The sequence below is a fragment of the Vibrio diabolicus genome, assembly GCF_011801455.1.
In the GTDB taxonomy this organism is placed as follows: domain Bacteria; phylum Pseudomonadota; class Gammaproteobacteria; order Enterobacterales; family Vibrionaceae; genus Vibrio; species Vibrio diabolicus.
On the sequence record NZ_CP042451.1, the window covers coordinates 2,529,271 to 2,551,072 of the forward strand.

The following is a 21,802-nucleotide window of genomic DNA, read 5'->3' on the forward strand; positions in this document are numbered from 1 at the left end:
TTTTAAGAGCAAGTTGAATAACCGTAATATTCTTTATTGCTGCTATCACTACACACTCGCACGCGAGCAGACAAAGTGTGGGAAATAAGTTTGAGGACTTTTGAAGGTTCCCCTACGGGATAAAAACGAATACTGCCTGATGACGGACGGCCATAAACGTCGTCAAAACTGATTTGGTCTGAAGCGTAGCTAGGTGTAACGACGATCCCCTCATAAGGTGTTCCTGAAAAAGAGAACAAAACTGTCCCTTCCCCCTCCGTTCCGTTATCAGTAAGCTCGATACGCCAATTACCATCACTGGATGAACTACCGGGCATGATGATGTGTGCCCAAAGTCTTTCACGCTGTAATACTGCTTCAGACTTGCCTTCAATAACAAAGCCATGCAATTCATTAGCTAAGCGCTGCATTTTGTTGGTTTCAAAAACATTTTGGAAAGATGGTGCTGCAAACGCCAATATAATACTCAGTACAGCCACAGTAATAAGAAGCTCCAACAACGTAAACCCGCGAGGCATTTCCCAAATTCCTATGTAAACGGCAAAAGGGCCGTAATTCATCTTGCACAGATGCTATCACCTGCCAAAAATAGGCGGAAAAGTGAAAAGGAAACTACTCGTGATGATTCGAATTTCTCGCTGTAACAGCTACAAAAAAAGATTGGGAGGGATGACATTGATCGAATTACTGATAGCCGTAGTGATTGTCGGGATCATTGCGGCTGTCGCCTACCCTTCTTACACCAATCATGTAATCAAGTCTCATAGGACGGTTGCCTTGAGCGATCTTAGTCGAATTCAGCTAGAGCTAGAGACATCTTATGATGGTGGGTACGACTGGAGTCATATTATCTCTGGAGGCACATGCACTCTATGTGATTCAGACACAGATAGATTTTCTTTCAATATTGCGAGCTCTGCAAGTACGGCCTATACCATTACAGCAACAGCAAAATCGGCTCTGGGACAAGACGACGACGAGTGCTTGACTGGCGCTAAAACGATTACTTTAACGTCAACAAATGTCGAAGAACCAAGTGATTGCTGGAATTAGAAAGAACACCGAGATGCAAAAAGGCCTGCATTTTAGCAGGCCTTTGTATTTGTGCTTTTCACTAACGTCTAGCTGGTTAAATCATCAAAGAACTTTTTCACACCGTTGAAAAAGCCTTCTGATTTAGGCTTGTGCTTTGTCGCCGCTTCACCACCACAAGACTCTTCAAACTCTTTGAGCAGTTCTTTTTGGCGTGAGCTTAGGTTTACTGGTGTTTCAACAACCAACTTAACAATCAAGTCACCGATACCGCCACCGCGAACGCCTTTCACACCTTTACCACGCATGCGGAACATACGACCTGTTTGCGTTTCTGAAGGTACTTTTAGGCTTACGCGACCATCTAGAGTTGGTACTTCAACTTCACCACCTAGAGCCGCCATCGCAAAGCTTACAGGCACTTCACAGTATAGGTTGTTACCATCACGTTCGAAGATATGGTGCTCTTTCACGTGCACTTGTACATACAAGTCACCCGCTGGAGCTCCCATCTCTCCCGCTTCACCTTCGCCAGATAGACGAATACGGTCGCCAGTATCAACACCTGCAGGGATCTTAACGTTAAGTGTTTTGGTTTTCTGTTTACGACCTTGACCATGACACTCATTACAAGGGTCTTTAATGATCTTGCCTTTACCGTGACAGGTTGGACAGGTTTGTTGCACTGCGAAGAAGCCTTGGCGCATCTGTACTTGACCATGACCATGACAGGTACCACATGTTTCAGCAGATGAGCCTTTCTTCGCGCCACTACCATCACAGGTATCACAGTGTACTAGTGTTGGTACTTCGATCTCTTTCGTTACACCACGAACCGCCTCTTCTAGCGTCAGTTCCATGTTGTAACGTAAGTCCGCACCACGTTGAGCACGGTGACCACCACCGCCACGACGACCACCACCAAAAATGTCGCCGAATACATCGCCAAAGATGTCGCCGAAATCAGCACCGCCGCCACCAAAGCCGCCGCCACCGAAACCACCGCCGCCTTGTTCAAAAGCAGCATGACCGTACTGGTCGTACGCCGCTTTCTTTTGAGGGTCGGTCAGAACTTCGTACGCTTCTTTTACTTCTTTAAACTTATCCGCCGCAGACTCATCACCCTGGTTTCGGTCTGGGTGGAATTTCATCGCTAGACGCTTGTACGCCTTTTTGATATCGCGCTCTGAGGCATCACGGCTTACGCCTAATACTTCGTAAAAATCACGTTTTGACATGTTCTTCGTCACCAGTTAATTACTACAAACGGCATCGATTCACCGCTTGGTGTTTGTATCGTTCTAGGTAAGTGCACTTATCCGCAACATACTTAACTAGAAAGACAGCGTTTACAAACAGACGGGCGTAAGAGTTGCCCCAAACGCCCGCACACGAAGTCTTATCGACCCCAGATGGCTTTGCAGCCATCTGGTTAAGAAATATTATTTCTTGTCGTCTTTAACTTCTTCGAACTCAGCATCTACAACGTCGTCTTCTTTAGACTGTGCATCGGCGTCAGCACCTTGTGCTTGCTGCGCTTGAGCTTGTTGTTGAGCGATTTCCATCAGTTTTTGAGAAGCGGTCATTAGTGCTTGAACTTTAGCATCGATAGCTTCTTTGTCTTCGCCTTTGCGAGCTGTTTCTAGCTCAGAAATTGCTGCTTCAATCTTCTCTTTCTCTTCTGCAGGTAGTGCTTCACCAGCTTCTTCTACTTGCTTACGAGTACCGTGAATCATTTGGTCAGCTTGGTTACGTGCAGTCGCTAGCTCTTCGAACTTTTTGTCCGCTTCTTTGTTAGCTTCTGCTTCTTGAACCATTTTCTCGATGTCTTCATCGCTTAGACCGCCAGAAGCTTGGATAGTGATCTTCTGCTCTTTACCAGTCTGCTTGTCTTTCGCTGACACGTGTAGGATACCGTCCGCATCAAGGTCAAAAGTAACCTCGATTTGTGGCATACCACGTGGTGCAGGCTGGATGCCTTCTAGGTTGAATTGACCTAGAGACTTGTTGTACATCGCTTGCTTACGCTCACCTTGTAGAACGTGGATAGTAACCGCGCTCTGGTTGTCTTCCGCTGTAGAGAAAACTTGGTTCGCTTTAGTTGGGATAGTTGTGTTCTTCTCAACTAACTTAGTCATTACGCCACCCATTGTCTCGATACCTAGAGACAGTGGAGTTACGTCTAGTAGTAGTACGTCTTTAACGTCACCAGCAAGTACACCACCTTGAACTGCAGCACCCATTGCTACTGCTTCGTCAGGGTTTACGTCACGGCGCGCTTCTTTACCAAAGAACTCAGCAACTTTCGCTTGAACCATTGGCATACGAGTCTGACCACCAACTAGGATTACGTCAGTGATGTCGTTTACTGATAGATCAGCGTCAGCTAGAGCTACTTTTAGTGGCTCAAGAGAGCGTTGTACTAGGTCTTCAACTAGAGATTCTAGTTTTGCACGAGTCACTTTAATGTTCATGTGCTTAGGACCAGTTGCATCTGCAGTAACGTAAGGTAGGTTTACGTCAGTTTGAGAAGTAGAAGAAAGCTCGATTTTCGCTTTTTCTGCTGCTTCTTTAACACGCTGCATTGCTAGTGGATCGTTCTTAAGATCGATACCTTGCTCTTTCTTAAACTCGTCTACTAAGTAGTTGATTAGGCGGTTATCAAAGTCTTCACCACCAAGGTGAGTATCACCGTTAGTCGCTAGAACTTCGAATGTTTTCTCGCCTTCAACTTCATCGATTTCGATGATAGAGATATCGAATGTACCACCACCAAGGTCGTATACCGCGATAGTGCGATCGCCGCCTTTCTTATCAAGACCGTAAGCTAGCGCTGCTGCTGTTGGTTCGTTGATGATACGTTTAACTTCTAGACCTGCGATACGGCCAGCATCTTTTGTAGCTTGACGCTGAGCATCGTTAAAGTAAGCAGGTACTGTGATAACTGCGCCAGTTACTTCCTCACCAAGGAAATCTTCAGCAGTTTTCTTCATTTTCTTAAGAACTTCAGCAGAAACCTGAGGAGCCGCCATTTTTTGGCCTTTTGCTTCTACCCAAGCGTCACCGTTGTCAGCCTTAACAATTTTGTAAGGCATGATTTGGATGTCACGCTGAACTTCTTCGTCTTCAAAACGACGACCGATTAGACGCTTAATTGCAAATAGCGTGTTTTCTGGGTTAGTTACTGCTTGACGTTTCGCAGGTTGACCTACTAGCGTCTCACCGTCAGTGTAAGCAATAACCGATGCAGTAGTACGTTCACCCTCTGCGTTTTCAATTACACGTGGTTTGTCGCCGTCTAATACAGCAACACATGAGTTAGTAGTACCTAAGTCAATACCAATGATTTTACCCATCTGGCTATCTCCGAATAAATTCTATTTTCGTTTGGTTATAACCCCAATGTGGGGGGAGGAGAATCGGGTTTCAACCCTTGCTCACAAACAAAAATAATCAATGTTTGCTTCTCTATGCCACATAGATAAGGGCGGCAAAATGCTTTTCAAGGGCAGAATTAAAAAAAAGCGTCTTTTTTCGAAATTTATGTGTTTCTTTCTGATTAGTTGGGAACTCGTCACACTGCTGTAGCGCAACAAAACACCATTTCTCAGGTAAATGTATTTATGCCCGACTCTTCCTAAACAAAAAAACGAGCTCATAAGAGCTCGTTTCAATATTAGGGTTAAAATAAATGATTCAAGACATTAAGCGTTCGCTTGAGCAGGCTCAGCGTCAACGCCTTCTTCTTTACCAATCTCACCTTCTGTTTTTGCAACAATGGTGTTTACCGCCGTGTCGCCCACAACGTTTGAAGACGTACAGAACATGTCATTAATACGGTCAACCGCAGCAATAATTGCCAAGCCTTCAGGTGGTAAGCCTAGTTGGTGAAGCAAAACGCCTACCATTACCACGCCGCCTCCAGGAACGCCACCAGCACCAATAGATAATAGAAGAATAGTTAAACCAAGCGTGAAGATGTCTGCGGTGTTAATTGGCTGGCCAAAAGCGTTCGCAACAAACATCGTTGCTAGAGCAATATAGATAGACACACCAGACATGTTCATCGTTGCGCCCAGTGGTACACCGAAGCCAGCAACCGATTTAGAGACCTGAAGCTTTTCTGTCAGTGTTCGCATCGTTACCGGGATAGTCGCGTTTGAGCTCGCGGTAGATAAAGAGAACAGAATCTGCTCACGAGTTGCACGTAGGAAAGTCTTTGGAGAGGTCCCTGTCGCAAGACTTACTGCCATTGGATAGAAGAAGAAGATCCAGAACACCAACATCGCAACCACCAAGGCCACATAACCAGCCACGGACATCAATGTATTGGCGTTTAGTGTTGCACCCAATTGAATCATTAGCGCGAACACACCATATGGCGCAAGACTCATCACTAACCCAACCAGTTTCATCATGATTTCATTTGCCATTTTGAACGTGCGGATGGCAGGACCACCACGAGAATCCAAAGCTTGAATTGCAAGACCTGTCAGAATTGCCATGAAGATGATTTGCAGCATGTCGCCGTTAGCAAACGCTTGTACTGGGTTGCTAGGAACAATGTTAACAACTAGAGAGAAAATGTCCGGCGTTTCTGTCGTCGTCAGCTGTACGGCCTCAGATACCGTTCCTGCCAGATTAGCACCCGCTCCTGGCTGGAAAATCAAACCAACAGTCAAAGCCGCCGTAATCGCAATGATGGTGTTAAGAATGTAGAGGGTAAAAGTTTTTCCACCAAGACGACCAAATGCACTGATGTCTTTCAAGTCAACAATGCCGCATACGATTGAAACGTAAACTAAAGGAACAACAAGCAATTTGATCAGCGAGACAAACATGCCGCCAACGCCTTCTGCTGCTCCAAGTAGGTATGTATCAAAAATCGCAATACCGCTAAATAAGTACTGAATTGCTGTTCCGAGCACAAGGCCGGCAAACAAGCCTATAAAAATCTTACTAGAAAGCGATTTATCCATTATAAATCTCCGATATGTTGTGTCTGCTATTTACATCTTTGTAGTTATATATGCTTACTTTTAAAGCATTAGTCGCAAATCATACACACGAAGGTTACAAAATAAAGTGATAATTTACATTTTTGTTAACGGAATTGTTATAGAAAAAATGACTATCTTTACATTCCTATGCAGGACAAACATTCACACAACGAATGATTACAATTACTTATAGCCCTCTTCGTTCATAAACACGCAGTGAGATGAGAAGAAATCTCCTATAGGAAAATAATTAACCAATAAGAAAAAATATGAAGGGGATCAAACTTCCATTTTATCGATATACAATGAAGCTCATTACAACAACTTACGTTTAAAACAAAAAAGCGCCCATCAAAAAATGATGGGCGCTTTATATTTGAAAACAGGCAGTTAAGGTTATTTAGCAACCATTACCATTGCCGGACGAATCACACGGCCGTTTAGTTCGTAGCCTTTTTGCATAACAAACATAACTGTGTTTGATTCATGATCAGGGCTTTCCTGAATCGACATCGCTTGATGGAACTCTGGGTTAAATGCTTCACCTTCAGGGTTGATTGCTTTCAAGCCAAATTTCGCCACAACGTCGACAAACGTTTTGTGTGTTAACTCAACACCTTCTAGGAACGGCTTAACCGTTTCATTCTCTGTATCTGCCGCTTGAATTGCACGCTCTAGGTTATCAATAACAGGAAGCAACTCTTCGGCAAACTTGTTCAACGCAAACTTACGTGCTTTATCGATTTCTTGCTCAGTACGACGACGCATGTTTTCTACTTCAGCTTTAGAACGCAACACCGCATCTTGCTGCTCTTTTACTTTTGCCTCGCTAGACAGTAGTGCCGCTTCTAGTTGAGCAATCTTAGCGTCTGTCTCATCACCAATTTCTTCAAGCTCAGCTTCTACTTCTTGTGCTTCAGCTTCTACTTTTTCAGCCTCTTCGATGATTTGATCAAGCTCTTCTTCTGTAACTTTGTTTTCTTCGTTGCTCATGATATCTCCAGAATTCAACATAATGCCCTTAAAGCCATGCGCGTTTTTGCGGGCTTTAACCACATAAAAATTCGCATATTTAGGTGACTTGCCATTATTATGGGGATGAAGATTCCTGATTCAAGCCTCTTTAATGCGGAAATGCTATGAAAAATCCATGTAACGTGATCGCGATTATCGGAAAACCAAGAGATCAACAAGCAATTCAAACTCATAAAGAGTTGTACCAATGGCTGACCTCTGAAGGCTATAAAGTATTTATTGACGATCGCCTTGCCGCAATACTGGATGATATCCCGCAGAGTCAATTTGCCAGTTTAGTTGAACTAGGAAAAAATGCCGATCTAGCCATTGTGGTTGGTGGGGATGGCAACATGCTAGGCGCGGCAAGAATTTTATCCCGATTTGATGTACCAGTCATAGGGGTGAACCGTGGAAACCTGGGCTTCTTAACTGACTTAAACCCAGACGAGTTCCAAGCGTCTCTGCAAGCGGTACTCGACGGTGAGTATATTGAAGAAGAGCGCTTTCTCTTAGAAGCGGAAGTACACCGTCACGGGCAAATTAAAAGCCACAACGCTGCGCTAAATGAAGCTGTACTTCACCCAGGGCAAATTGCCCATATGATTGAATTTGAAGTGTACATTGATGAAAGCTTCGCCTTCTCTTTACGAGCCGATGGTTTGATTGTCTCCACACCAACGGGCTCGACCGCATATTCGCTTTCTGGCGGTGGTCCAATTCTTTCGCCTAGCTTGAATGCCATTTCACTCGTGCCAATGTTTCCTCATACCTTGTCGAGTCGACCTTTGGTGGTTGATGGAAAGCGTCGAATTAAATTGGTGGTGTCACCAGAGAACCGAGGAACACAAGAAGTTAGCTGTGATGGACAAGTGTCTCTCCCTGTTTCTCCAGGAGACGAAATCCACATCTATCAAAGTCCAAATGTGCTCAAACTCATCCATCCCAAGGACTACAACTACTATCACGTTTTACGTAACAAGCTTGGTTGGTCTAGTAAATTGTTCTAACACTTGTTACTCAGGGAAATGACTTCAATAAAAAAGCCAGCAGCTTAATTGCCACTGGCTTTTGGCTTTCTTAGACAAGAAATAGACACAAAGTAGTGAGGCGACACGATATTTGCTGTCATTAAAGAGAAGTTTATAAATTTTGATCCTGTGGGCAAAGTTTACACAAAAGATAGAAAAGCAAATTCAATGACCTATGTCCGGTGATATTCTCACCATGAATAGAGTATTAACTCTATTTCATAAAATCAATAAAGGACATATTATGAAGAAAACCATCATTCTGTCTGTTCTCAGTACATTAGCACTTATTGGCTGCCAATCAGAGGAAACGCAAGTCAACAGTGTATCCAACGCAAAAGCGGAAGATATCACTAAGACGAAGCGTGCCCTCGCTCAACAATTGAGTGAGAACTATGCTGCCATTGAACCCATGTTGAGAAGAGATATTACTCCACAACAGACTAGCGTCTCTGTATCAGCATTTGTTCAACAAAACCCCAACTCCGAGTTTAGCCATCAGCTTGTACAAGCTGACACTCAAATTCGTAGCTGGAAAGGTATTTCTGAATACTCAGATCAGTTGCTGGAAGTTCGTTTAGCGAATGAGAGCATGATAACAGCATGGCAAAGTGGCGAGGTCGAGCCATTATTTGCATTTGAACCAAGTGGTGATGATGAGAATTGGCAATATATCGAAGCATTTGATGTGTATGGCAACATCCATCAACTCGATGTTTACCAACTCCCAGATGTACCTGTACTCGTTGTTGATAACAACAGCTCTGCTGAGCTAAAAGCAGGCTTGCAAGCTATGCAAGCTGAGATGAAAAAACTCGGTCAGCCAGCTTTAGTTCAACCATACGTTGCTGATGAACAACGCCAAAATGCACCGCTATTGTCAAGTAGCACAGTGGGCGAAGCGGCTCCAATTCAAACAACGCAGTTGAAAAAGATCCGTCTAGCCGATGACAAAGAACCTTGGATCTCTGGCAAGGCAGAAATCTACGCTATCGTAACGGGCGTCAATCCAAGTCGTGATGAACCGACTCTCGATTTAGTGGAGCTTCCATACTTAGACTACGATAACCAAGATTACTACCCGAATCAGATCATTATTCACTGGTCTCGTTACCGCTGGGGCGCTGCAGATATCGTGCTCATGGAACAAGATGATGGTACAGACTATAAACAGTTGGCAAAACTCCTCGTTCAAGTTGCTGGAGAAGTGCTGAAAGCGATTCCAGATCCAGAAGTTCAGGCTTACGCGATTATTCCGCAAATCACTAATAAGATCATCGACACGATCCCTGACGGCGTCCTAACGAATGATGATGACTTCGTCGACGTTTACTACACACTAATGCAAGACACATCATACGTGGATCATCCAGGTGCTGGTGTGAATGCAGTAGTCACATTAGAGCCGCTCACGATTAACCCAACTCGTCCGTAACCTGTTCAATTTTAATGAGTCGTTGTAATCACTTCGGCTCATTTTTCCCACTTCATCACAAAAAAGCACCCCACACAGAAATTTTTTCTCACCCGCCTTTACTGTATAAAGAAACAGTATATACTGTTCTCTTATACAGTATTGTTCAGTTATACAGGTAAATAAAAAATGCTGGCTCATCTAAGTGTTAATAATTTTGCGATTGTTAAGTCTTTACAACTCGAGCTGTCTAAGGGCATGACCACCATCACAGGTGAAACAGGCGCGGGTAAATCCATTGCTATCGATGCTTTAGGGCTCTGCTTAGGCGGACGAGCCGATGCTGGCATGGTTCGACAAGGTGAAGAAAAAACCGAAGTTAGTGCCGCTTTTTTACTGGACAACAACCTACATGCAACGCGTTGGCTAGAAGATAACGATCTGCTTGATGGCAGTGAATGTATTTTGCGTCGCATCATCACAAAAGAAGGTCGCTCAAGAGCCTTCATTAATGGCAGTCCTGTCCCACTATCACAGCTCAAATCTTTAGGGCAACTGCTGATCAATATCCATGGGCAACACGCTCATCATCAATTGATGAAAAGCGAACACCAAATGGCTATGCTCGACCAATATGCAGGTCATCTAAACCTACTAAAAAGCACACGAAGTGCTTACCAGCATTGGCGTCAGGCAGACAATAACCTCAAGCAACTAAAAGAAAATAGCCAGCAAAACCAGGCGCAAAAACAGTTGCTTGAATACCAAATCAAAGAACTAAATGAGTTATCGCTAGGTGAAGAAGAATTTGCAGAGCTCGAGCAAGAGCACAAACGACTATCCAATAGTGGTGAACTCGCCACTACCTGTCAGCAAGCCATCGAACTTATTTACGAAGGTGAAGAAGTCAATGCGCTTGGTATTTTGCAATCGGCCAATAACTCCCTAATTCAACTAGCTGAGTTAGATGAAAAGCTATCTGAGCTACCCAACATGTTGTCAGAAGCGATGATTCAACTGGAAGAAACGAAGAACGAATTACGCAGTTATCTAGATGGCATAGATGTGGATCCTGCTCGTATGGCTTATGTAGAAGAACGTTTTTCTAAAGTGATGTCTGTTGCTCGCAAACACCACGTGATGCCAGAAGAACTATACCAACATCACCAAGATCTTCTGGCCCAAGTAGAAGCGTTAGATTGCTCTGATGAACGTTTAGATGAACTCGCGCAAGAAGTGGAACAAAAGTACCAAAGCTTCCTAAACCAAGCAGAAAAACTACACAAATCACGCAGCCGTTACGCTAAAGAGCTGAATAAGCTGATCACGCAAAGCATGCACGAATTGAGCATGGAAAAAGCGATATTCAATATCGAAGTCAGCAATGAAAACACGCACCCATCACCACTTGGCATGGACAGTGTGTGCTTCTTAGTATCGACCAACCCAGGACAGCCATTGCAACCTATAGCAAAAGTTGCGTCAGGCGGTGAGCTATCACGCATCTCATTAGCTATCCAAGTGATTACCGCTCAGAAAGTGGATACACCAAGCTTGATCTTCGATGAGGTGGATGTCGGTATTAGTGGTCCAACAGCAGCTGTAGTCGGCAAAATGCTACGCAAGCTTGGCGAGTCTACTCAGGTATTGTGTGTCACTCACCTCCCTCAAGTTGCAGGTTGTGGCCATCAACAAATGTTCGTGGCTAAACAAACAAAAGCTGGCCAAACCGAAACACAAATGCACGCATTAGATGAACAACAACGTGTGGCAGAATTAGCTCGCCTACTTGGAGGTAGCCAAATTACAGATTCTACCCTTGCAAACGCCAAAGAGCTCCTCATCGCCGCTTAGCCATGCTCTTTCAAAGATAGAGTCACGAACACTACTCCGTGACTCTACCTCCCCCATCACCATATCAAAGTGCTTGGGTTCTGATTCCCTTTCGAAATAATGGTCAGTGCCACCCCATAGCTCAATAACTTGGCTATTTGTCATTAGTTACCGCTTAAACTGGATAGAAAATCGCTCATCGACATAAACATACATGTGAGAGAATCAATAAATGCAACTCAACTCAAAATTCGTTGTCAGATTTCCTATCATACGACGCATAGCTTTTTACATCTGCGTCGAGCTTGTTTATTATCAGCGCAGTATTTTAAAGGTTACTAAGAAATTATTATGCAATTAAAGAAGTGGTTAGTTGCCGTACCATTAGCAATGACATTGCTGACAGGATGTTCGGTATTGGAAAAACTGGTTTATCGCATTGATATCAACCAAGGCAACTATGTAGAACAAAGTGCGGTAGATAAATTAAAGTTTGGGATGACTAAAGCACAGGTTCGCTTCGTACTAGGGTCGCCAATGCTTATTGAAAACGGCTACCCAAACACTTGGTACTACATTTATCACCATACTCCTGGTCACGGTGATCCAGTGCAAAAAGACCTGATCGTTAACTTTAACGATCAAGGCACACTCGCAGATATCAGTGGTGACTTCCCAAAAAGTGACGCTTTTTACGAACAGATTCAGTAAACGACTTTTGCAAAAAACCTCTCACATGAGAGGTTTTTTATTATCTAGATATCGCGCAATCACACTTTGAATCAATGACGCCATCCATTGGGATTGATATCAAGTCTACTTATTCTTACGTACAGAGCTAGGCTTACCACCGGTGACTGGGTCTGCATTCCCCTCGGCTTTAGCCTGCTCCGCCCGCTTACGACGAATCTCTTTCGGGTCTGCGAGTAACGGACGATATATCTCTATTCGATCTCGATCTCGAACGGTCGCATCTAACTTCACATTACGACTAAACACACCCACTTTATTCTTAGATAAATCAATTTCAGGGTATAACTCTAACACGCCAGATTGTCGAATGATCTCTTCTACCGTTGCGTGATTATTCACCACTAAATTAAATACACGCTGTTCATGAGGAAGAGCATAGACAACCTCTACGTGAATCATATCTGACTCAATACTCATAACACTCGTAGACCTGTTTTGCGCGTTTAGTGAATGCATTTACCATGTTACTGGTAAGCTCGTTAAAAACCTTACCGAAGGCCATCTCAATCATTTTACTTGAGAATTCAAACTCAAGCTTTAGCTCAACCTTGCAAGCTTGCTCATCTAGCGCGGTAAAAATCCAACCACCACGCAACGTCTTAAACGGGCCATCCACCAAGTTCATCATAATTGCTTGGCCTGGGATCAGCTCATTTGCAGTAGTAAACGTTTTACTGATACCAGCCTTCGCCACATCGACAGAAGCCACCATACCATTACCCGAAGACTCAATGATTCTAGAGCCCGAGCAACCAGGCAGAAACTCAGGGTATTTAGCAACATCGTTAACCAGATTGAACATCTGTTCAGCACTAAAAGACACAAGCGCAGAACGGCTGACTTGCTTCATACATACTCCTATCGATACATGTACAGATTTAAAGCTCCTGCCAATTTTACTTTTATTCCACGATTGCGCAAATAAAAGGATTTCCTATCCGATATCCAACCCGTATAATGTCGCTATTATGGCAAAGAAAAAAACGAAACAAAAAGCGGGTAGCAATACTATCGCGCTGAATAAAAAAGCTCGCCACGAGTATTTCATCGATGATGAAATCGAAGCTGGCTTGGAGCTCCAAGGTTGGGAAGTGAAAGCCCTTCGCCAAGGTAAAGCCAATATTTCTGAAAGTTACGTATTTATGCGTGACGGTGAAGCCTTTGTGAGTGGCATGACAATCACTCCTTTAAATCAGGCATCGACACACGTTGTGGCGAACCCCACACGTGTGCGTAAACTACTAATGAGTCGTCGTGAACTAGACAACCTATTCGGACGTGTGAACCGTGAAGGTATGACATTAACGGCGCTCTCTCTGTACTGGTCTCGCTCTTGGGTGAAACTAAAAATTGGCGTAGCAAAAGGTAAAAAGCTGCACGATAAACGTACGGATTTAAAAGAAAAAGACTGGGCAAGAGAGAAAGCACGCGTAATGAAGAGTACACTGCGTTAATCTTGACCACTTAAACGCATAGTACTGGACAGCCAATGCTTTTCTGTTACTATGCGAATATTACCTGGGGCTGATTTAGGATTCGACGGGAATTCAGAAGTCTGAGGTGCATGCCGAGGTGCGGTAGGCCTCGTTAACAAACCGCAAAAAAATAGTCGCAAACGACGAAAACTACGCACTAGCAGCTTAATAACCTGCTCAGAGCTCTCTCGCCCTAGCTTCCGCACGTAAGACGGGGAATAACGAGGGATCAAACCCAAACGCGCTAGCCCGGATTCTCCCGCCTGAGAGATGAACGGCGAATTTTAATTCAGGCTAGTCATTCATTAGCGTGTCGGTTCGCAGGTGGGTGGCGAAATTAAAGATCGACTAAGCATGTAGTACCAATGATGAACGGTTTTCGGACGCGGGTTCAACTCCCGCCAGCTCCACCAAACGTTTGGAAAAGGCCACCTTCGGGTGGCCTTTTTTGTACCTAAAACATCAAAAATTCAATCACTTAACTCACCTTCCTGTCTTATTCTGTCTCATCGCGTCTCATATCTGCTCACGTTTTTAGTACCCGCCCAGTTACCCTATACTCTCATCCAAGATATTTCGGGTACTAAATAGGTTTAAAAATGGCAAGACCAGCAGTTCAACTGACAGACAAAAAAGTCAAAAGCACAAAACCAACTGGCAAAGAACAATTGCTCAGTGATGGACGAGGCTTACAGCTTAGAATAATGCCAAATGGAACTAAGTCTTGGCGTTTCGTATACAAGAGTCCAGCGACAGGGAGGCGCAGCAATATAACCTTGGGCAAGTACCCAGATCTATCGATAGCTAATGCTCGGAAAATAACAGAAGGCCACCGTGAGTTAGTAGCATTAGACATTGATCCAAAACACCACAAAAAAGAAGAAAAGGAAAAAGCCGACGCTATATATAAGCACACGCTATTCAATGTTTCACAGCAGTGGATAGAACAAAAGAAATCAACAGTTACCGAAGATTATGCGAAAGATATCTGGCGTTCATTTGAGCTGCATGTTTTTCCTTCTTTGGGCTCACAACCTATTTCTATGATTACAGCTCAAACTGTAATTCAAACTCTAAAGGTTGTCGAAGCCAAAGGCTCTTTAGAAACACTCAAACGATTATCTCAACGGCTAAATGAAGTCATGCTTTACGCTATGCACAGTGGCTTAATTAACTCCAATCCAATAAGCAATATTTTTGCTACTTTTAAAAAGCCTCAACAAGAGCACATGAAAGCGCTAGAACCACACGAATTACCCGAATTAATGGCAACTTTAACTGAAGCAAACATCAAACGTTCTACACGATGCCTGATCAAGTTTCAACTACATACAATGACCAGACCAAACGAAGCTTCTGGAGCCAAGTGGTCAGAATTCGATTTAGAAAATCGAGTTTGGACAATACCTGCAGAGAGGATGAAAAAACGCAAAGAACACCGAATACCTCTAACGGACGAAGTCATCGTTCTATTAAATACGATGAGCTCGATGAGAGTAAATAGCGAATATGTTTTTCCGTCGGCAACAGATCCAAAAAAACCAATGCATAGTCAAACTGCTAATATGGCTCTAAAACGCATGGGGTTTGGAGGTCGATTAGTTTCCCATGGTTTACGTTCTATAGCTAGCTCAACGCTAAATGAAGCTGGACACGACTACATTTTAATTGAATCAGCACTCGCTCACCTTATTGGTACCAAAACACATCGCGCATATAGCCGAACAGATTACCTAGAACGTAGAAGAGATCTTATGGCTTGGTGGAGTAAGCACATTGTTGATGCCACTCGAACAGGTATTTAGCTAAGCTAGCGCAGTTCGAAGGACAATAATCATCGTGATGCTAAAAAGAACTTTACTTACTTCTACACAGCGAAGAACCGCTAGAGTTGCAGATCAGCCTTGGGCGATAATGGCATTAATTTTGACGACAACGTTTCAAAAAGAACATCTGACAGCTTTATATGGAGTGAAATACCGTTAAATATTAACATTATAAGGCTTAGTTAGAATCTGTTAGTTGATTAAACGATCACAAGCAAGAGCAATCAATCTTTCTTTACTAACCAATCCAAGTAGAACTTGATACTCGTCAATTTGGCTAAAAAATGTGATACCATCAACAAATAGAGATCATTATCAAGCAAAATAGAAAAATTTAACGCAATCTCTGAACCGAAATCACACTTTAGCCGTATCAATAGAGTCTCTAAGAAGGCTGTAAATAAACAGCATATCGTTTTGTTATTTCAACTTATTCTTGTGCGTCAGGATTATGACGTTTTGTTAATAATGAAAATATCAACTCAATCTTTTGTAAGATCAACGCGCTTAGTAGACGGAAAAGTTATGCATATAGATGATACGAAAAACAACATCAGTTCAGTGTAAGAATAATATGTACGAATATAACTATACGGATACTGGAGTCATCGTAAGAACCGATGCTTCATTTGTTAAGCTTGACTTTTTGTTTCAACCAATAATCAATTTGAAGCAGAGGAAAGTAAAGCATCTTGAAATCTTGTCTAAAGTCTTGAGTGATTCCGGTGAATCTTTATACAACGAAACGTTTTTCTCTGAAATTGATCAAGAGTTCATAAAAATGGTTGCGCTAGCTCAGATTAGGTTTTGCAGTAAGCTAAAAGTCCGTATTCCCATAACTGTTAATATCACTTTATCATGTTTAAAGGATAGTTTTTTTTTACAAAGTCTCTTAAATGAACGTGACGTTAACTTTGATATTGAAATTACAGATATCGACTGTGATGTAAATTGCGGCCGTTTACAAAGTAGTATCAGATTATTAAAGCGCTCTGGCGTAGGATTGTTATTAGATGATTATTATCATAGAAACAATATTGCTAACATATCATTAGGGTTTATAGATTGGGATTACATTAAAGTAGACAAGTCTTTCCTTCATCATAACTGCGATGATATTAATGCAATAAAATATCTATTGAGAGTAATATCTCCTTACGCCAAGAAAGGTATTATTTTAGAAGGTGTTGAAACCTCTTATCAGCACGACGTCGTGAAGAACCTTGATGTTCTGGTTCAAGGATACTTTTATTCTCCTCCAATAAGCTGGGCACAGCTAGAAAGAAAGATGAACACAACGAATAAAAAACATGTTTAAGATAAGAAAGATAAAAGTAAATTTAAAAACAAAAGATACCGGAAGCTTTGTATCTAAGTCAAAACATATAATTAAACTTACTGGTTTTTTCGGAGCTATCTCATACCCAGGATGCGTCATCGTGATCGAGGGTGAAGCTTTGATTCAGTTACCCTCAAATACATTAATAAATTTTTCGTTGAAAGAAGAGTTATCCGATGACTTTTATTTATATTTAGTAATGTGTGACATGGATTATGATAACTATGCTTTTAATAAAATGAAACCTTATATCGACTCGTTAATTCATGTTCAAAATGGAATTTTCGAACACACTAATTTTCTACAAGAATTAATAAATAGAGATGCTTTTAGAACTCTAAAAAAACTTGATATTAAAAGAACTAACTCTATATCTGAACGTATTCATCGTCTAATATCTAAACAAATCCAACATCGTTGGACAGCAGAAGAAATATCCAAAAACCTTAATATGTCAAAATCTACACTTATGAGGAGGATATCTCAAGAAAAAACGACGTTATCAGACTTGATACTTTCAGCAAGAATGAATAAAGCTGCTTATTTACTATTGAAGAAAAAACATCCTATAAAAAAGGTAGCTCACTTAACAGGTTTTTCTAGCGCATCTTACTTTTGCAAAAAATTTAAGGAAACATATGGGAACTCCCCTAAGCAATTTGTTAACTTAATGGACTATAAACAAAAAGAAACGCAGCGCGAATGCGCCTGTTAAATGAATAAATTTAAAATGGACACCTTTTGACTAGAACACAATTAATAGTTAACTAGTGTTGTGTTGGGTTTTCTTAAAACTACCTATTTAAGCATTCGAAATAGGTGGTGTTCGTGTAGTCAACAAAAATCGCAGATTACACTTTGGACTTCTTTAACCATGCTCTCGCATGCCATTGAAATGGCAACGTTCTTCTGTCTTGCTCATCTAACCAACAAAGTGATTCACAGAACATCAATTTGTTAAGCCGATACTTCTTAGTCAGATTCTTACCCCAAAACGATTGATAATCCCGAACTTCAAAGCAAGCCAACTTATGTAAATAACTCAACTGCTTGAGAGGATCTCTAAACTCCTGCTTCATAAATGGTCTAGCTTGTCTATTCTGTTTGATATGCTTAGGGTGTAACTTCGATAACTTCTCTCCTAGCCGTTCAATTGCCTCTTCATTACCCGATTTACGCATAAGAACATGGTAATGAGGTAACCATTTTTGTGGCGAATCATGAAAATCTAACTCGAACGCCCCCAATACCGGACCACTGATACCACATCTAGATAATAACTTTCTCAATCTGTCTTTATCTTTAGGGATGTCATAATTGACGAAGTCATATGCATCGACTCCACGCGAGTATTGAATAATAGTATAGATACCATATTCAGTACCCATTGCTTGCTCTTGGTCAAGTAAGATTGAAGCAATGATGTTGTTAACACGTTCTATTTTAAACTGACGATTGCATTTTTTACATGCCACGCTCTTACACTCGTATAAACCTTCATTGCAAGACTCAAGCTTATCTGCCAACTCATGCAATCGACCACAACCGTATCTTTGACCACGACTCTCATAGACATGATCAGCCATTTTTCTGAGCAGCTTAATACGATAATCGTTCTCTAAATAGGCTTCGTACTCGCTCATTAACCAATCACACTCTTCTAATCTGCTTCCAGATAAGAATATGTCTAGTTTCATCTTCTCCATACCTCTTCGAGTAGCTTTTGCCCTTTATCTAATTGTGGTAATAGAAAAATACTTTGGCGCTCTTCAACCCAAGCATCCACTTCAGATTCTTTCCATGCGACTCGGTTTTTCGAAAGTCGATATGAACTTGGAAACTCTCCTGATTTCATCAAGCGATAGATCTGAGCTCTGCTATACGAAGTTCTTTCTAACACCTCTCCAATTTTCATATATCTCTCATTCGCCATGTCTTTTGTCTCTGTTTCAAATAATGGTGCTATCGTATCAAACTACAGAAACCACCTTGTGAGCCTCACAAGTCATCACAAAAAACAGTGAGACTCACAACTTAAAAAGCACTATAAAACAGTAAATTAAAACATTATTATGTGAGTCTCACATTGAAAATGCATTTAAATAGATGGAAAAATCGTGTAGCGTAAAGGATGTAATAAGGAACGAGAATTGATTATGAAACGTAGAAGTGATGCAGCTATAAGACAACAATATGTAACACAAAGAAGAAAAGATTCAGGACTCGTAACCAAGAGAATTCATGTGTCAAATGTCGCACTAGACAAACTTGATGCCATTGGAACTAAACTTGGCTTCTCAAGTAAGGAACTCCGTAACAGTGAAAATTTGTCCGCAATTATCGAGCTTTGTCTTAGTACTTTTTTAGACGGAAGCTTTGAAGGTAAAGCGAACCGCAAAGAAGCTCTGTACCTGATGCAAATCCACAACATAGCTAAGTTCAAAAAGCAACAAGGATTCAATGACAAAGCTATATCTAACTTTCTTGAAGATTCTGGCTATGAGACACCGTTCATCGCCAAAAGAGTGGTCAATACACAAAAATATCGTCTTAGAATGGTAGAGAAATGGACTGATGTGCTTGTAGGAAGATTAAAAAAAGAAAGCTATGTTCAAAAACAAACCCAACTCATTGGCGAGTGTCATCGTCCAAAAAGGATAATTCGCAAGAAACCTCATATAAGACGAGAATGTGAGGTGTTTCGAGATGAAGATTTCTCTATTTAGATAATCTTCACCTATTCTAAAAAAGAGTTGGGAGAACAGAACACACTCACATGGGTGACTAAACTCAACATAGATCACATTTCTTAAATCTGACCCACTTTTTCTTTTAGTACCCAACAAGTTACCCAAAGCAAAAGCTAAAATGAAATTTTTCATTTAAAATCATTGAGATAAAAAACAGTTTCAGATGCCGCCAGCTCCACCAAACGTTTGGAAAAGGCCACCTTCGGATGGCCTTTTTTGTATCTGCTATCCGTACTTATGTTGCAACAGTACACGATCTACTTTTACGATGTTACTTTCTATTAGAGCACGGCTTCTTTTATAGCCTATAGAAAAATAAGCAGACGATCTCTAATAATCAACACTTCCAACTTTATAAATATTTTATTCATTAGTAATTTTATGCAGATAATTAAATCTCTTAAAAAATAAAAATGCGAAGCCATTTAGCTTCGCATTTTTTTTGGGTTAAACATGGTTAACAATATTAGAAACGATATTCCACACCTAGCGATGCTTGGTTAAAATCAGTTTTTGTGTTTGCACCATTAGCTACGTTCTCTGCATTCAGTTCTACGTCATACCACATATATTCTGCGTTAACTAAGAAGTTATCAGTAACTTTAAAACCAACACCGGCACCAGCGAATACACCTTCGTCATCTTTGTTGCCTTGGAAGCCCGCAACGTTGTAATCCGTCGAGTACCACATTTGACCGCCTTTTGCGTAAAGATCGACACGATCAGCAATAGGGGCTGTAACTTTTAGTGCTGCGGTGTAACCGTCCGTTTCGGCATTTGCTAGGTTATTACCATAGCTACCAAAATCAATGTAACCGCCCTCTAACGCTAAGTAAGGGTTAAAACGGTAACCAACCAAGCCTTGAATAGCATCGCTGTCATCATCAAAGTCATCTTGTCCATCAACTTTTAAGTAGCCATAGTTGGCGCCGACATAAACACCATGATCTTTGGAGTCCGCTGCGTGAGATAAAGTACTAAACGTTGCTAAAGAAAAAAGGCCAATCAAAGTAACAACATTGCTTTTCATTTCGTTCTCCTAATATAAGTGCCATTGAAAGTTCGAATTATATAAAGCAAATGCAATGCCAATTTTAATTTAATGAAAAACATTTTCTACTTTATAAAAAATTGACATTATTTTGAAATTAGAACAACAAAACTAAAAGTTATACCGTTTTATTTACCTTGAGAAAACAATATTAGATTTCTGTAAATACTAATGATGTAAAACATTCTATTTTATTTGTAGTTTTTTCAAAAGATAGGGGAAATCAATAAACAAACCCCAATCATCAATTATTTACATACCCATTATATTTAGGGTTCTTTATGAACGAGTAAGGAAGGTAATCACACATCGGCTTATTCTCTCTTTGCTTCAATAGGTAAATCTCCTACTCTGTGAAGAGGCTATCTCCATGGGACTGAAGTATGTTAAGAGGCAGTGAGTACCCTTCTATCCGAGCATTGAGGACGTTTGTCGCGGTTGCAAATTACCTCAGCTTCTCTAAAGCGGCGGATGCCCTATGCATTACACAAAGCGCAGTAAGCAAACAAGTCGCCGCGCTTGAACAACTAGTGGGTTTACCTTTAATACAAAGAGGCTCGAATGGTATTGAGTTAACTGAGGAAGGAAAACGCTACCTACCGCAAGTCACAGAAGCACTAGAACTTATTCAGAATGCAACCGCCAACTTAATCCAATCAGATTCAAAGCAAGAATTGCTCACCGTGGATGTTACTCCTTCTTTCGCTAGCCTTTGGTTGGTCCCTCATATTGATGACTTCCACCAACGACATCCCAATATCCGTGTAAGAATCTGTACCGGAGATGGGAACGTCAAAGGTTCAAGCGGTGAAAGCGACTTGCATATTCGTTGTCTTCCATTGTCCACGCATTATGAATACAGCCACTTACTATGCCAAGAAATACTGCTATTGGTCGGTTGCACTAATACTCCTGCACTCAAGAGTGTGCACGCTGTTAGCGACTATCCGTTGATACCTCAAATCACTCGCCCTCAGTTGTGGGAGCAATTTAAGGCGGCACATGCAGTAGAATCAACCGTTACCTATCACTCTGTAGGCTTTGAACATTTTTACCTAGCTTACGAAGCCGTCAAAATGGGAAAAGGACTCGCCTTACTTCCTGATTTTATGGCGCAGAATTCTATTTTAAGAGGGGATATCCAACGTATTCTCAACCTATCTTTACAGAGTGGTTATGGTTATTACGTGATGATCCCGAATTATCGCCTATCGGCTAAGAAAGTGGCGGCGTTTTACGAATGGTTGAAGAGCAAACTAAGCTAATATTGTTTTCTTGAAATGC

Annotated in this window: 21 protein-coding genes and 1 other RNA gene; 12 read left to right on the plus strand and 10 right to left on the minus strand. The window is 41.6% G+C overall.

Features of this window, described 5'->3' with window-relative positions; translation table 11 throughout:
- Positions 1-2 precede the first annotated feature (2 nt).
- A complete protein-coding gene (locus tag FR741_RS12035; protein WP_167394139.1) occupies positions 3-518 on the minus strand; it encodes a GspH/FimT family pseudopilin in 516 nt (171 codons plus the stop codon).
- Between the two features lie 103 nt (positions 519-621).
- Between FR741_RS12035 and FR741_RS12040 the strand changes: the two genes are divergently transcribed.
- Positions 622-1,053: a type IV pilin protein gene (locus FR741_RS12040; RefSeq protein WP_047010170.1), complete on the plus strand. Its 432-nt coding sequence runs from the start codon at positions 622-624 to the stop codon at positions 1,051-1,053.
- 68 nt (positions 1,054-1,121) lie between these two features.
- Here FR741_RS12040 and dnaJ read toward each other — a convergent pair whose 3' ends face one another.
- The 4 genes from dnaJ to grpE all read right to left on the minus strand — a co-directional run bounded on the left by dnaJ (position 1,122) and on the right by grpE (position 7,025).
- Positions 1,122-2,270: a molecular chaperone DnaJ gene (gene dnaJ / locus FR741_RS12045; protein ID WP_005391453.1), complete on the minus strand. Its 1,149-nt coding sequence runs from the start codon at positions 2,268-2,270 to the stop codon at positions 1,122-1,124.
- Between the two features lie 204 nt (positions 2,271-2,474).
- Positions 2,475-4,388, minus strand: a complete 1,914-nt coding sequence (gene dnaK / locus FR741_RS12050) for a molecular chaperone DnaK (RefSeq protein WP_005391455.1) — start codon at positions 4,386-4,388, stop codon at positions 2,475-2,477.
- A 348-nt stretch (positions 4,389-4,736) separates the two neighbouring features.
- Positions 4,737-6,011, minus strand: a complete 1,275-nt coding sequence (locus FR741_RS12055) for a dicarboxylate/amino acid:cation symporter (RefSeq protein WP_012842090.1) — start codon at positions 6,009-6,011, stop codon at positions 4,737-4,739.
- A gap of 417 nt (positions 6,012-6,428) precedes the next feature.
- Positions 6,429-7,025 carry a nucleotide exchange factor GrpE gene (gene grpE / locus FR741_RS12060; RefSeq protein WP_012842091.1) on the minus strand — a complete coding sequence of 199 codons (597 nt, stop codon included), beginning with the start codon at positions 7,023-7,025 and terminating at the stop codon, positions 6,429-6,431.
- A 146-nt stretch (positions 7,026-7,171) separates the two neighbouring features.
- Between grpE and nadK the strand changes: the two genes are divergently transcribed.
- The 4 genes from nadK (at position 7,172) to bamE (ending at position 12,035) form a co-directional block, all read left to right on the plus strand.
- Positions 7,172-8,056 carry an NAD(+) kinase gene (nadK, locus tag FR741_RS12065; RefSeq protein WP_167426843.1) on the plus strand — a complete coding sequence of 295 codons (885 nt, stop codon included), beginning with the start codon at positions 7,172-7,174 and terminating at the stop codon, positions 8,054-8,056.
- Between the two features lie 265 nt (positions 8,057-8,321).
- Complete coding sequence (locus FR741_RS12070; protein ID WP_084742357.1) at positions 8,322-9,512, plus strand: DUF3103 domain-containing protein; 1,191 nt, start codon at positions 8,322-8,324, stop codon at positions 9,510-9,512.
- A gap of 168 nt (positions 9,513-9,680) precedes the next feature.
- Entirely contained in the window at positions 9,681-11,345 is a 1,665-nt protein-coding gene (gene recN, locus FR741_RS12075) for a DNA repair protein RecN (protein WP_167426844.1), read from the plus strand.
- Positions 11,346-11,675: 330 nt separating this feature from the next.
- The gene (gene bamE / locus FR741_RS12080) at positions 11,676-12,035 is read left to right on the plus strand and encodes an outer membrane protein assembly factor BamE (protein WP_005391468.1); all 360 of its coding nucleotides are present in this window, start codon (positions 11,676-11,678) and stop codon (positions 12,033-12,035) included.
- 105 nt (positions 12,036-12,140) lie between these two features.
- Here the strand turns inward: bamE and FR741_RS12085 are convergent, their stop codons facing one another.
- Both FR741_RS12085 and FR741_RS12090 read right to left on the minus strand, forming a co-directional pair.
- Positions 12,141-12,494, minus strand: a complete 354-nt coding sequence (locus tag FR741_RS12085) for an RnfH family protein (protein ID WP_005391471.1) — start codon at positions 12,492-12,494, stop codon at positions 12,141-12,143.
- A complete protein-coding gene (locus FR741_RS12090) occupies positions 12,484-12,927 on the minus strand; it encodes an SRPBCC family protein (RefSeq protein ID WP_104974428.1) in 444 nt (147 codons plus the stop codon). The genes FR741_RS12085 and FR741_RS12090 overlap by 11 nt, the downstream gene beginning before the upstream one ends.
- A 118-nt stretch (positions 12,928-13,045) precedes the next feature.
- On the opposite strand from FR741_RS12090, the gene smpB reads away from it, so the two are divergent.
- From smpB to FR741_RS12115, 5 genes are all read left to right on the plus strand, one after another.
- Positions 13,046-13,531 carry an SsrA-binding protein SmpB gene (gene smpB / locus FR741_RS12095; protein WP_005391476.1) on the plus strand — a complete coding sequence of 162 codons (486 nt, stop codon included), beginning with the start codon at positions 13,046-13,048 and terminating at the stop codon, positions 13,529-13,531.
- A gap of 66 nt (positions 13,532-13,597) precedes the next feature.
- Positions 13,598-13,965, plus strand: a transfer-messenger RNA (tmRNA) gene (gene ssrA / locus FR741_RS12100).
- A 186-nt stretch (positions 13,966-14,151) separates the two neighbouring features.
- Entirely contained in the window at positions 14,152-15,357 is a 1,206-nt protein-coding gene (locus FR741_RS12105) for an integrase domain-containing protein (RefSeq protein ID WP_005483014.1), read from the plus strand.
- Between the two features lie 595 nt (positions 15,358-15,952).
- Positions 15,953-16,696 carry an EAL domain-containing protein gene (locus FR741_RS12110; RefSeq protein ID WP_053305003.1) on the plus strand — a complete coding sequence of 248 codons (744 nt, stop codon included), beginning with the start codon at positions 15,953-15,955 and terminating at the stop codon, positions 16,694-16,696.
- On the plus strand, positions 16,689-17,432 hold the full coding sequence (locus FR741_RS12115; RefSeq protein WP_005483066.1) for a helix-turn-helix transcriptional regulator: 744 nt from the start codon (positions 16,689-16,691) through the stop codon (positions 17,430-17,432). The genes FR741_RS12110 and FR741_RS12115 overlap by 8 nt, the downstream gene beginning before the upstream one ends.
- Before the next feature lie 136 nt (positions 17,433-17,568).
- Here the strand turns inward: FR741_RS12115 and FR741_RS12120 are convergent, their stop codons facing one another.
- Together FR741_RS12120 and FR741_RS12125 are read right to left on the minus strand one after the other, a co-directional pair.
- Positions 17,569-18,414 carry a hypothetical protein gene (locus tag FR741_RS12120; protein ID WP_005455952.1) on the minus strand — a complete coding sequence of 282 codons (846 nt, stop codon included), beginning with the start codon at positions 18,412-18,414 and terminating at the stop codon, positions 17,569-17,571.
- Positions 18,411-18,632: a helix-turn-helix transcriptional regulator gene (locus FR741_RS12125; RefSeq protein WP_005492292.1), complete on the minus strand. Its 222-nt coding sequence runs from the start codon at positions 18,630-18,632 to the stop codon at positions 18,411-18,413. The genes FR741_RS12120 and FR741_RS12125 overlap by 4 nt, the downstream gene beginning before the upstream one ends.
- Before the next feature lie 241 nt (positions 18,633-18,873).
- Between FR741_RS12125 and FR741_RS12130 the strand changes: the two genes are divergently transcribed.
- The gene (locus FR741_RS12130; RefSeq protein ID WP_152919171.1) at positions 18,874-19,443 is read left to right on the plus strand and encodes a hypothetical protein; all 570 of its coding nucleotides are present in this window, start codon (positions 18,874-18,876) and stop codon (positions 19,441-19,443) included.
- Positions 19,444-19,933: 490 nt separating this feature from the next.
- Here FR741_RS12130 and FR741_RS12135 read toward each other — a convergent pair whose 3' ends face one another.
- A complete protein-coding gene (locus FR741_RS12135; RefSeq protein WP_005391484.1) occupies positions 19,934-20,497 on the minus strand; it encodes a porin family protein in 564 nt (187 codons plus the stop codon).
- A gap of 404 nt (positions 20,498-20,901) precedes the next feature.
- Between FR741_RS12135 and FR741_RS12140 the strand changes: the two genes are divergently transcribed.
- Positions 20,902-21,783 (plus strand): LysR family transcriptional regulator, encoded by an 882-nt coding sequence (locus tag FR741_RS12140; RefSeq protein ID WP_167426845.1) that lies wholly within the window; start codon positions 20,902-20,904, stop codon positions 21,781-21,783.
- The last annotated feature ends 19 nt before the right edge of the window (positions 21,784-21,802 follow it).